Source organism: Thermaerobacter composti, assembly GCF_033582035.1.
Taxonomy (GTDB): Bacteria; Bacillota; Sulfobacillia; order Thermaerobacterales; family Thermaerobacteraceae; genus Thermaerobacter; species Thermaerobacter composti.
This window is the reverse complement of the sequence record NZ_CP132508.1, coordinates 404,249-416,198: the sequence shown is the minus strand read 5'-3', so window position 1 is coordinate 416,198 and position 11,950 is coordinate 404,249. Positions and strand designations below refer to the sequence as shown.

8 protein-coding genes are annotated in these 11,950 nt (G+C 75.1%); 2 read left to right on the top strand and 6 right to left on the bottom strand.

All coding sequences use genetic code 11. The features are described from left to right. Positions 1-228: 228 nt before the first annotated feature. Positions 229-1,188, bottom strand: coding sequence for a 6-phosphofructokinase (gene pfkA / locus Q5761_RS01705; RefSeq protein WP_318750945.1), 960 nt, complete (start codon positions 1,186-1,188; stop codon positions 229-231). 278 nt (positions 1,189-1,466) lie between these two features. Here pfkA and Q5761_RS01700 point away from each other — a divergent pair, with 278 nt between their 5' ends. Both Q5761_RS01700 and Q5761_RS01695 read left to right on the top strand, forming a co-directional pair. Continuing rightward, the gene (locus Q5761_RS01700; RefSeq protein WP_135224881.1) at positions 1,467-1,673 is read left to right on the top strand and encodes a DUF1657 domain-containing protein; all 207 of its coding nucleotides are present in this window, start codon (positions 1,467-1,469) and stop codon (positions 1,671-1,673) included. Between the two features lie 131 nt (positions 1,674-1,804). Beyond that, on the top strand, positions 1,805-2,431 hold the full coding sequence (locus Q5761_RS01695; RefSeq protein WP_135224880.1) for a hypothetical protein: 627 nt from the start codon (positions 1,805-1,807) through the stop codon (positions 2,429-2,431). 142 nt (positions 2,432-2,573) lie between these two features. Here the strand turns inward: Q5761_RS01695 and Q5761_RS01690 are convergent, their stop codons facing one another. The 5 genes from Q5761_RS01690 to panB form a co-directional block, all read right to left on the bottom strand. Further along, positions 2,574-4,502: a protein prkA gene (locus Q5761_RS01690; RefSeq protein WP_318750944.1), complete on the bottom strand. Its 1,929-nt coding sequence runs from the start codon at positions 4,500-4,502 to the stop codon at positions 2,574-2,576. Positions 4,503-4,509: 7 nt separating this feature from the next. Next, a complete protein-coding gene (locus Q5761_RS01685) occupies positions 4,510-5,772 on the bottom strand; it encodes a SpoVR family protein (RefSeq protein WP_318750943.1) in 1,263 nt (420 codons plus the stop codon). Next, positions 5,769-6,953, bottom strand: coding sequence for a sporulation protein YhbH (gene yhbH / locus Q5761_RS01680; protein WP_318750942.1), 1,185 nt, complete (start codon positions 6,951-6,953; stop codon positions 5,769-5,771). Before yhbH ends, Q5761_RS01685 begins: the two co-directional genes overlap by 4 nt. Positions 6,954-8,038: 1,085 nt before the next feature. Next, the gene (panC, locus tag Q5761_RS01675) at positions 8,039-8,923 is read right to left on the bottom strand and encodes a pantoate--beta-alanine ligase (RefSeq protein ID WP_135224876.1); all 885 of its coding nucleotides are present in this window, start codon (positions 8,921-8,923) and stop codon (positions 8,039-8,041) included. Between the two features lie 406 nt (positions 8,924-9,329). Then, positions 9,330-11,906, bottom strand: coding sequence for a 3-methyl-2-oxobutanoate hydroxymethyltransferase (panB, locus tag Q5761_RS01670; protein WP_318750941.1), 2,577 nt, complete (start codon positions 11,904-11,906; stop codon positions 9,330-9,332). Positions 11,907-11,950 lie beyond the last annotated feature (44 nt).

The window sequence follows — 11,950 nt, the reverse complement described above, 5'->3', positions numbered from 1 at the left end:
GCATCCCCGCGGGGGTCTCGGTCCCGGGCACGGGGGCGCGCCGGATGCCGGCCGCAGGGACGTCTCGCGTCCCCCGAGGGACGGCTTGGGTCCGGCCGCGGGGACACCTCGCGCGTCGCTTCCCGCGCGGGAGCCCGGGTCCTCGCCGCGGGGGCGCCCCGAGTCCCGCGCGGGGCAACCCACCCTCGCGCGGCTCCCCGGCCCGCTGCCGCTCCCGCGGCCGGCGCGTCAGCGGGCGAGAATCTCGGCCAGCTCCATCCACCCGGCCGGAAGGGGGCGGGGCGAGGCCAGCACCTCCTCGATGGGGGTGGCCATCCAGCCGTCCCCGCGCACGCCCACCATGACCCCCGACTGGCCCGCCAGCAGGGCCTCCACCGCCGCGGCCCCGAGGATGCTGGCCACCATCCGGTCGCGGCCCGAGGGCGTGCCCCCGCGCTGGATGTGCCCCAGCACCGTCACCCGGGTCTCCAGGCCGGTGCGCGCCTCGATGGCCTGGGCCACCTCGAAGCCGCGCGCAGCGCCCTCGGCCACCACGATGATGCTGTGGCGCTTGCCGCGCTGGCGGCCGCGCAGGAGCCGGGCGCAGACGTCGTCCAGGTCGTAGGGTACCTCGGGCACCAGGATGGACTCGGCGCCACCGGCCAGGCCGGCCATCAGCGCGATCTGGCCGCTGTGCCGTCCCATGACCTCGATGACGAAGGTGCGCCCGTGGGCGGTGGCCGTGTCCCGCACCCGGTTGATCGCCTCCAGCACGGTGTTGACGGCGGTGTCGAAGCCGATGGTGACGTCGGTGCCCGCCAGGTCGTTGTCGATGGTGGCGGGGACGCCCACCACCGGGAAGCCCTGGCGGTGCAGGGCCAGGGCCCCGCGCAGCGTCCCGTCGCCGCCGATGGCGACCAGCCCCTCGATGCCGTGGCGGCGGAGCTGTTCCAGGGCCCGCTGCTGGCCCTCGGAGGTGCGGAAGGCCTCGCTGCGCGCGGTGCGGAGGATGGTCCCGCCGCGGTGGATGATGTCGCCCACCGCCCGGTGGTCGAGCTCCTCCATGCGGCCCTCGATCAGGCCGGCGTAGCCCTCCTGCACCCCGATGGGCTGGCAGCCCGCGGCCAACGCGCGCCGCACCACCGCGCGCACCGCCGCGTTCATCCCCGGCGCGTCGCCGCCGCTGGTCAAGAGCGCGATGCGCTGCACGGGATCTCGCCCTCCCCTTCCCACCCACTGGGCGGTGCTGCCCGAAGCGCGGTGCAAGGCGCCCGACAGGAAGGGTTCCTGCGACGGGGTACCCCGCGGCGACGGACGCGCGGCGCGTCCCGCCCGCGCGGCCCCGTCCGCCCCCTTCGCCGGACAGCGTCCTGACCCTTCCATGGTAGCGCAGCGGTGGGGCCGCATGTCCGCCGGCACGGCAACAACCCATTGCCGGACATCGCCCGCGCCCGGGGCGCCGACATTAGGTCCGGGGGGTGAGCCGCGTGACGGTCGGCAGCAAGATGCAGCAGACGCTGGCCAACGCCGAGAGCATTCTGGCGGACCTGAAGAGCTACCAGCTGGAGACCCAGGACCAGCAGGCCAAGCAGCTGTTCCAGAACCTGGCCAACCAGATGGAGCAGACGGTCAACGGCCTCAAGCAGCGTCTCCAGCAGATCCAGCAGCAGGAGCCCCAGTACCGCCAGAAGTGAGGCGGCAGCCGGCCGTGCGAGGGTTCACCGCCATCCCGTGCCCACGCGGGGGCGGAAGGCGAGCGGGAGCCTGTCCAGGCTCCCGCTCGCCGTTGGCGGGCTGCTATCCTGGCGGGTGGAGGTGGTCCGCGGTGACGGCCCACGGCGGCGTGCTGGCGATCCCGCTGCACGAGCTGACCGAAGCCGGCCTGCTGGCGGCCGGGTTCGCCCTGCACTCCTTCGGCATCCCGCTGACCACGGTGGCGCTGTTCACGCTCCTGGCCGCGTGGGCCGCCCAGGCGGACGTGGGATGGCTCGTGGCAGGAGCCCTCGCGGCCGCCGCCACCCTGGCCGGGCACGTCGCCGTGTTCGTCCTCGGGCGATGGTGGGGCTGGCGCGGCATCGACGCCGCCCGGCGCCGATGGGGCTCCATGGAGCGCCTGGCCGAGCGGGTGGACCGGTGGGCCCGCAGCCCCACGGGATGGGCCGCGCTGACCGCGTGGCGCTGGGTGGGGCCGGGCTTCGCCCAGGCCTTCTGGGTGCTGTGCGCCCTGCCGCGGCTGGATCGGACCCTGCTGGCGCTGATGGCCTACCTCGCGCTCCACGACGTGGTGTGGTCCTTCGCCTGGACCTACGCCCTGGTGGTGCTGCACCTGCGGGCGCCGACGGTGGCCCTTTGGCTCGACCGGCTGGCGTGGGGGCTCCTCCTCGGCACGCTGCTCTGGACCGCAGCGGCCCGCTGGCGCCGCCGCCGGGCGGCGGCCGGTTCGTCCCGGTGAGACGTTTCGGCGGGACGCCCTTCACGGCGCCCGGCCGCCGCGGCCGACGGGCCGACTGGTCCGCGCCTCCGGGGCCAGGCGCCCCGCACCCGCCGCCCCCGGCGCCCGCGAGGCGAGTCGGGGACTGGTTCGTCGTCGGCCCTCACCGCCCCAAAAGCTGCCCCACGTAGCGCACCGTCTCGTTGGCGCAGGCCGAGCAGTACCCCTGCCGCTCGCAGAGCCGTTGGACCACCTGGTTGATGCGCTTCAGCTGCTCCTCGTCCGGGTGGCTCGCCGAGGTGGTGATCTTCACCACGTTGCGCAGGTCGCTGAAGAGCTTCCTCTCGATGGCCTCCCGCAGCCGGTCGTGGGAGGTGTAGTCGAACTTCTGGCCGCGCCGGGCCAGGGCCGAGAGCCGCAGCAGGATCTCCTCGCGGAAGGCCTTCTTGGCGCTCTCCGGCACGCCGATCTGCTCCTCGATGGAGCGCATCAGCTTCTCGTCGGGGTCCCGCTCCTCCTCGGTGATGGGGTCGCGCAGCTTGGTCTTGTTGCAGTAGGCCTCGATGTGGTCGAGGTAGTTGTTGAACAGGTTGCGCGCCGACTCCTCGAAGGAGTAGACGAAGGCGCGGTGGACCTCGTTCTTCGCGATCTCGTCGTACTCGCGGCGCACCTCGTGGATCAGGTTGAGGTAGCGCTCCCGCTGCTCCCGCGTGAGCCCCGTGTGGTGGTCCAGCCCGTCCCGCAGGGCGCGCAAGGCCGCCAGCGGCCCGAGGCAGCGGTTCTCCGCCCGGATCACCGCGCTGGAGAGGCAGTTGATCACGTAGCGGGGCGAGACGCCCGTCATCCCCTCCCGCTCCGCCGCCTCCCGCATCTCCCGCACGTCCCGCGGGCTGAAGCCCTCCACCGGCTGGCCGTCGTAGAGGCGCAGCTTCTTCATCAGCGTCAGGTTGGGGTGCTTGGGCGGCTCCAGGCGGGTCAGGATGGCGAACATCGCCGCCACCTCCAGGGTGTGGGGCGCGACGTGCACGCCCTGGAGGTCGCTCTCCGCCAGCAGCTTGCGGTAGATCTTCACCTCCTCCGACAGGCGCAGGTTGTAGGGCACCTTGATCAGGATCATCCGGTCGATCAGGGCCTCGTTGCGCTCGTTCTTGACGAAGGCCTGGTACTCCGCCTCGTTGGTGTGGCCGATGACCACCTCGTCGGCGTAGATCATGGCGAAGCGGCCCGTCTTGATGGACTGCTCCTGGGAGAGGGTGAGCAGCGCGTAGAGGAACTCCGTCTGGGCCTTGAGCAGCTCCACGAACTCCATCAGGCCGCGGTTCGCCACGTTGAGCTCCCCGTCGAAGCGGTAGGCCAGGGGATGGGACTCGGTCCCGTACTCGCCCACGGTGCTGAGGTCGATGGATCCCACCAGCTCGGCGATGTCCTGGGACTTCTCGTCGGAGGGGGTGAAGGTGCCGATGCCCACGCGGTCCGCCTCGGAGAAGACGATCCGCTGGACGGGGAAGCGCTCCACGTCGCCGCCGTAGTCGTGCTCGAGGCGGTAGCGGCAGACGGGGCAGAGGCTGCCCTCGATGTGGACGCCCAGCTCGCGGCTCACCTGGGGCCGCAGCGGCTCCGGGATCAGGTGCAGGGGTTCCTCATGCATCGGGCAGCCCTTGAGGGCGTAGACCGCCCCCGCGTCGGTGCGCGTGTACCGCTCCAGACCCCGCTTGAGCAGGGTGACGATGGTCGACTTGCCGCCGCCCACCGGCCCCATGAGCAGCAGGATGCGCTTGCGCACCTCCAGCCGCCGCGCCGCGGACTCCAGGTAGTCGTAGAGCTGGTTGAGGGGTTCCTCCAGGCCGAAGAGCTGGCCGTCGAAGAAGTGGATCTGCCGCGGCCGCGCCTCGCCGTCGCCGCCCTCCTCCGCCTCGGTCACCCCCGCCGCCTTGAGCATGTCGAAGAGCCGGGCGTGGCTCAGGCGGGCCACCTCGGGCCGGCGGCGCACGATCTCGAGGTAGTCGGCGAAGGTGCCCTCCCAGCGCAGGCGGGCCTCCTCCTCCCGGTGGCGTCGCAACAGGTCGTGCAGGTTCGTCCCGGTCTCGCCCATCGCGGTCTCACCCCTTCTCGGCGGGCGACGCCGACAGCACCACGTCCCGGCCGTCGACCCGGGTCTCCAGGTACACCGGGCGCCGCCACAGGCGCTCCACGTGGGCCAGCGCCCGCCGCGCCTCGTCCAGGTCCAGCTCCCGCCCGTCGAAGACGTGGCGCAGCAGCAGCTCTCCCCGGCCGCGGTGGTCGCCGTCCACCACCACGATCAGCGGGAAGCCGCCGCGGACGCGGCTCAGGACCAGGAGGTCCCGGATCGCCTCCCAGTCGTCCTCCACGACGACCCAGCGGTCGCCCTGGCGGGCGTACACGAAGAGGTCGCACGCCTCCACCACCTGCCGGTCCAGGTGGTTGCGCAGGAAGGCCACGTCGTCCTCGGTCTCCAGGATGAGGCGCGCCTCGTCCCAGCCGCGGGTGGCCAGGATCCGCTCCCAGACGTGGTACCCGACGGCGTAGGGGTTGAAGGCGAAGGGGGAGGCGGCCTGGATGCCGGCGTGGAGCCGGGCGAACTCCATGTAGTCGCCGTCGGACAGCTCGAGCCGGCGCAGGATGCGGGTGTGGGCGATGCAGGCCCACCCCTCGTTCATCACCTTGGTGCGGACCAGGGGCCAGAAGTAGAGGCGCTCGGCCCGCACCATGGCCAGCAGGTCCCGCTCCCAGTCGGCGAGCTCCGGCGCGTGGTGCTGCAGGAACAGCAGCACGTCCTCGCACGGCTCCTCGGGCCGCAAGGGCGGCACCGCGTCCGGGTCCCGCAGCCAGGGGTCGGTGTGGGGCTCCAGCGCCAGGGCGGCGTCCAGCACCCGCTCCACCGCCTCGACGCCGTGGTCCGACTCGTACCGGCGCACCCGCTCGGCGTGGACGGCCGCCAGAGCGGCCATGTCGCGGCCGGCCCGGCGGAAGAACACGTTGTGGCGGAAGAAGTCGGCGTGCCCCGCCACGTGGGCCGCGACGAACAGGTTCTCCAGCAGCGTGTTGCTCTCCAGCAGCAGCGCCTGGCAGGGGTCGGCGTGGATCACCAGCTCGTAGATGCGGTGCAGGCCGTAGTCGTGGCGCGTCTTCAACAGGTGGTAGGCCTTGCCGTGGCTCCAGTGGGTGAAGCGTCCCGGCAGCCCGTAGGCCGCCACCTCGTAGACCACGGACGCCGGCACCACCTCGAAGTGGGTGGGCAGGGGGTCGAACCCCAGCTCCCGCGCCACGGCCCAGATCCGCTCCAGGTGGGGCAGGAGCCGCTCGGCGCCCGGCCCCGAGGCGGTGACGCCCGCTGCGGTCATGGGCGCTCACCTCGCCCCGCGGGCCGCTCCGGCGCCGCGGCCGGAGCCCCTTCCGGGTGCGCCCGGAAGATCGCCTTCAGCGCCGGGTAGACGTCCTCGCGCCGGCTGATCTGCACCCGCACGAAGCGGGGGTGCCGCAATCCCGCGAAGGCGGTCATCAAGGGCGAGCGGTAGCCGCTGTCGTTGATCTCGCCGTAGGCGAAGAGGCGCGCCTGCTCGGCCAGCTCCCGCGCCAGCTGGACGCAGAGCCCGTTGTCGCTCTCCCCCCAGTTGTCGCCGTCGGAGAAGTGGACGGCGTAGACGTTCCACTCCGCCGGCGGGTAGCGCTGGGCGACGATCTCCAGCGCCAAGCGATACGCGGAGGAGACCCGGGTGCCGCCGCTCTCGCCCAGGTAGAAGAACCGCTCCTCGTCGACCTCCTGGGCCTCGGTGTGATGGGTGATGAACACCCGCTCGACGGTGCGGTAGCGGGTCTGGAGGAACCGGTTCATCCAGAAGAAGAAGGTGCGGGACATCGCCTTCTTGAACTCGCCCATGCTGCCCGAGACGTCCCGCATGGCGACGACCACGGCCCGGGCCTGGGGACGCGGATCGTCCCGCCAGCTGCGGTACCGCAGGTCCTCGCGGCGGAAGGGGCCGAGCCGGGCCTCGCCCTGCCGGGCGTGGCGCCGGAGGTTCTCCTTCAGGGCGCGGCGCAGGTCGGCGCGGCTGAGCGGTCCGGCCCGGGTGATCTCGGTGAAGCGGGGCCGCTGGGCGTCCAGCACCGCCTGGCGGCGCGGCTCGAGGTTGGGCAGCTCCAGCTCCTCGAAGAGGACGGCCTCCAGATCCTCCAGGGCGACCTCGGTCTCGTAGTAGTCGATGCCGGGTTCGTGGCCGGCGCCGTGGGGGTCCCCCTGGGCGCCGGGGTCCCCCGGCTGGCGGGCCAGCACGTCCCCCTTGCGGCGGCCGCCCCGGCCCTGCCCCACCTGGGGGTTGCGGTGGGTGCTGAAGCGGAAGCGGTACTCCCGCAGGGAGCGCACGGGAACCTTGACCACGCGTCGACCGTCGCTGGTCAGCAGGGACTCGTCGGCGATCAGGTCGGCCAGGTTCTCACGAATGGCGGCGCGGACCTTCTCCTGATGGCGCGCCTGGTCCACGGGCCCCTTCCGGTGGAGGGACCAGTCGATGGCGCCCCGCGGCACGGACCTCACCCCCTCGCGGTATGTACGGCTGGATGCGGCGAGGGTGGGGTTTCTTCGGGTCTATGTGGCCGCGAGGGCCGCCATGCCGTCGGGACAATCCAGATCCTGGGCGTCCCGGACCGCCGGCGGGCGGCCGGACTCGCTATGTACGCGGAGCGGTTCGTCGCGGGAGGAACGGGCCGACAGGGTGGCGATCCCAGGCGGTTCGTCCTGCTACGGGCGGCTTGGGGCCGGGTGGGGCCCCCTGCGTCGGTTCGCCGTGACTCGCGGTGTGCTGTCGATGCGGTTCGCTCGCACCACCCTGCTCCGGGTCGCGGGTCCGGGCCGCCGGGTCGCGGGTCCGGGCCGGACGGTGCGGTCGACGTCGTGGGATGGTGGCTGCGTCCTCTGGCCTGAGGTCGACGTTCGGTCGCGGCGGCTTCGTCGTCGTCGGCGTCCTCTCCCGACGGGTCCCGACGGGGGCCGGATGGCCGCGGACGGTCCCTCCCGACGGGTCTCGACGGGGACCAGATGGCGTCGGACGGTCCCTCCCGACGGGGCTCGACGGGGCCGGCTGGCGTCGGGCGGTCTCTCCCGACGGGGTCGGCTGGCCGTGGAAGCCGCCCGGCCGGGACGCTGGGCGACGGTGCAGGGCCCGAACCGCCGCTCCACCGCGGCCTGGCCTAGACGCAGCCGGGCACCGCCCTTCGGCGACCCGCCACCGTCGACGCGCATCGACGGTGGGTGTCCCATGGTATGCGCATGCAAGGGCGGGTGCGCCGCCCCGCCGCCCGGGCGCCGCAGGTGCCGCACCCCGGCACACCACCGGCGCCGCGTCCCTACAGTCCGCGGGGGCCGCACCCCGGCACACCTCCGGCGCCGCGTCCGTGCAGACCGCCGAGGCCCGACCCTTGCACGCCCCCGGCACCGCGTCCTGCGCGCCCCACCGGTGCCGCACCCCTGGGTCCCGCGACACCGCAGGCGCAGCACGCCGCACGGCGCGGCGAGGACGCCCGCCGGCCACCGTCCCCGGCGCATCCCCAACGGGTAGGCTGATGATAAGGCAACGACGGGACGCTGACAAGCCTCCGCCTGGCAGGGCTACGTCAGGTCCAGCGGTCCCGGACGCCCGCGGCGTCGACGACGAGCCACAGGTTGTCGATCAGGCGGGTCGAGCCCAGCCGCGCCGCCACCAGGAGCAACACCTCCCCCTCCACCCGCTCCAGGGGCTCCAGGTCGCTGGCGCCGACCACCGCCGCATACTCGGGCTCGAGGAGCGGCTCGGCCCGGAGCACGGCCTCCATGGCGGCGACCAGCGCCGGCCCCTCCCGCTCGCCGGCCTCCAGGCGCCGGCGGGCCGCCACGAGCGCCCGGTAGAGCGTGGGCGCCGCCTGCCGCTGGCGCCGGTCCAGGTAGACGTTGCGCGAGCTCAAGGCCAGGCCGTCCGGCTCCCGGACCGTGGGGCAGACCACCACCTCCACGGGGAAGTCCAGGTCCGCCACCATCCGGCGGATGATCACCGCCTGCTGGGCGTCCTTCTGCCCGAAGTAGGCCCGGTCGGGCTGGACCAGGTGGAAGAGCTTGGTCACCACGGTGACCACGCCGCGGAAGTGCCCGGGCCGGCGGGCCCCCTCCCAGCGGCGCGCCAGGTCGCCCACGTCGACGAAGACGCCGGGCTCGCCCCGGGGGTACATGACCTCCACCGACGGGTGGAAGAGCAGGTCGGCCCCGGCGGCGGCGGCCAGGCGTCGGTCACGGTCCAGGTCCCGCGGGTAGCGGGCGTAGTCCTCGTGGGGGCCGAACTGCAGCGGGTTGACGAACACGCTCACCACCACGCGGCGGCACTCCGCCCGCGCCCGGCGGATCAGGGCCAGGTGCCCCTCGTGGAGGTAACCCATGGTGGGCACGAACCCCACCCGGCCGTCGGGGTCCTCGCGACGCCAGCGGGCGATGCGGTCCCGCAGGGTGGGGATGTCCTGCACCAGCTCCACGGCAGCGCCACCTCCATCGGACGAACCGGCACCGCCGCCGGAGGGGGCTGGCGGATGGGCCGGCGCCGCAGGCCGGCAATGCCGGTCGCGGCAGCGGACCGGCGGCCTGGCGGTCGCCCGGTCGACACCCCCGTCGGGGCCGCGGCACCCGGAGTGTCCGTGCTGCGAAGGCCACCGGTACGGGGTCGCCGGGTCGACGCCCCCACCGGGGCCGCGGCACCGGTCGGCTGGCGGCCGCCGAGGACCGGGGCCCCTGGGGGCGCGGCGCAGGCGATCGCCGCGGTCGCCCCGGGGCAAAGGGCCCGCGAGGCCCAGGTCGGCCCCGTCCAGCAGGTCGAGGGCCGACGCGAGTCGACCAGGAGCCAAGGACCCGCGAGGCCCAGGGGACCATCGGGGGCCCGGTCGCCTAGCGGTCGCCGTACGGGGCGCCGCCCTCCTCGTCCGCCAGGCGCTGGGCCACGTCCGGCGCCAGGTGGTAGCTGTGTTCGTCCGTCGGGAAGGTCCGGTTGCGGACGTCGGCGGCGTACCGCTGCAGGGCCTCCAGGGCCAGCCGTCCCAGTTCGGCGTACCGCCGGACGAAGCGCGGCACCCGGCCGTGGGTCAAGCCCAACAGGTCGTGGATCACCAGCACCTGGCCGTCGCAGTCCGGGCCCGCGCCGATGCCGATGGTCGGGATGCGCAGGCGCCGGGTGATCGACGCGGCCAGCTCCCGCGGCACCATCTCCAGCACCAGCGCGAAGGCGCCGGCTTGCTCGAGGGCCAGGGCCTGGTCCAGCAGGCGGCGGGCCTCCTCCTCGTCCCGGCCCTGGACCCGGTAGCCGCCCAGGGCGTGCACCCGCTGGGGCAAGAGGCCCAGGTGGCCCACCACCGGGATGCCGGCCTCGGTCAGACGGTGGACGACCTCGGCCACCCGCCCCGCCCCCTCCAGCTTGACGGCCTCGGCGCCGCCCTCCTGGACCAGCCGCCCGGCGGCCTTGAGGGCCTCGTCCACGGAGAGGTGGAAGGTGAGGAAGGGGAGGTCCGCCACCAGCAGGGCCCTCTGGACGCCGCGGCGGACGGCCTTGGTGTGGTGGACCATGTCGTCCAGGGTGACGAAGACGGTGCTCGGGTAGCCCAGCACCACGTTGCCCAGGGAGTCGCCCACCAGGATCATGTCGACGCCCGCCGCGTCGGCCAGCCGGGCAAAGGGGTAGTCGTAGGCCGTGACCATCACCACGGGCCGGCCCTGCTGCTTGCTCTCCAGCACCGTGCGCACCGTCACCCGCTGGGCGGGGGCGTCCGTGGCCGCGGACCCGCCCGGCGCATGGCGCGCCGGTTGGGCCTCGGCCGCCGCCCCGCGGGCCGCGCTCTCCGGCTGGCTGCGACCGTTCACCCCCGTCGTCCCCCTCTCGGCCTGGTGTTGCGCGGTCGGCCCGGTCGTCACCCCGGCGGAGGGGCCGGGACCGATCGCCCGGGCCGTCTCCCGCCCAGGCAGGCCGCCGCCGGGCGCGGTCCCCGCGGTCGCGGGCCGGTGTTCGCCGCTCGCCCCGGTCCCATGGGTCGCGGGGACCGCCCATCTGGCCTCCGGCAGCCGCAATGCCATCCCCTCCCGCGATGAGCCCTGCGGGCCCTGCGACACCTCCGCTCCCGGCGCGGGAGCCGGCAGGGAGCGACCAGGCGACGGTCCGGGTTCCGGCACCGGGCGGTCGTCCGCCAGTCCCACCAGGCGGGCGATCTCGTCCAGGGCCGGCGGCGGCTCGGGCAGCCGGCGGGCCGCCGCCACCACCAGGGCGGCGGCCCGCCGGTACCAGGTGGCGGGGCCGGCCTCCGCCTCCGCCCGGCGCGCCAGGGCGTCCAGGTGGCGCAGGTGGCGCTGGACGGTGGGGACGTCGCCCCGTGCGATGGGACCGGTCAGCGCCGCCAGCGGGCCCCGCTCCGCCACCGCCGCGAGGGCCGCCGCCGCCAGCGCCACCACGGCGGGTCGACGGGCGTCGGGCGCGCCGGTGGCGGCCACGGCGTCCTCCGCGCCGGGGGCGGGCGTGGCGGTCGCGGCGACGGCCTCCTCGCCGCGGGGGCCGGATGCGCCCGTCCCCGTGGCCACCCCGCCTGTCCTCCGGCCGACCGGGGCGGTCCCCTCCCGGGGGCCCCCGTCCGCCGGGGCGGTCACGGCCTCCGCGGGCTCCCCCGTGCGACCGCCCGCGTCCCCGGCGCCGCCCCGCGCACCCGACGCGCCCGCAGCGCCCGAGGCGTCCGCTGCACCCGACGCGCTTGCGGCGCCCGAGGCGCCGGCTGCACCTGAGGTGCCCGAAGCGCCCAAGGCGCCCGCGGCCCCCACCCCCGGGTATCCCGCCAGGCCCATCAGCTCCTCGGCCGCCCAGAGCAGGGCGGTCACGCCGTTGGCCGCCAGGGTCGCCGCCGCGTGGTAGAGGGCCAGCTGCTCCGCCGTGGCGCCGGGCCAGGGGACCGGCGTGGCGCCCACCGCCCGGGCCAGGGCCGGGCCCACCGGGGCCCGGCCCTGGCCCGGCGCGTACACCACCGTGACGTACCCCCCTGCCAGGCGGTCCCGCCCCGCGGGACCGCCTGGCAGGGGCAGCAGCGGGTGGAACACCTCCGGGGCCAGGCCGAGGCGCGCCAGCGGTGTCAGGGGCTCGAGCCCCAGCGCACCGCTCAGGTGCAGGGCGTGCCGCGGCCGGCGTGCGGGCGGCACCGCCGCCAGGACGCCGGCCAGGGCCTGCGCCACCGGCTCGAGCGCCCGGTCGGGCACCGCCAGCACCAGCACCGGCGGCCAGGGACCGGGCAGCCCCTCCCGTCGCAGCCGCTCCCAGGCCAGCGGCCGGGCCCCCACCGCCGCGGCCAGCTGGCGGGCCGGTTCCTCCCGGCGTCCCACCACCCAGGCCACCGGCACGCCGGCCGCATGCCAGGCCCGCGCCAGGGCCTGGCCCGCCCGGCCGGGGCCGACCAGCAGGATGGCATGCTCGTCCGGGCTGATGCGGGATTCCCTCACGCCGCCCGCGTTCCCTCCCGACGGCCCCGTCGCCCGCCGCACCG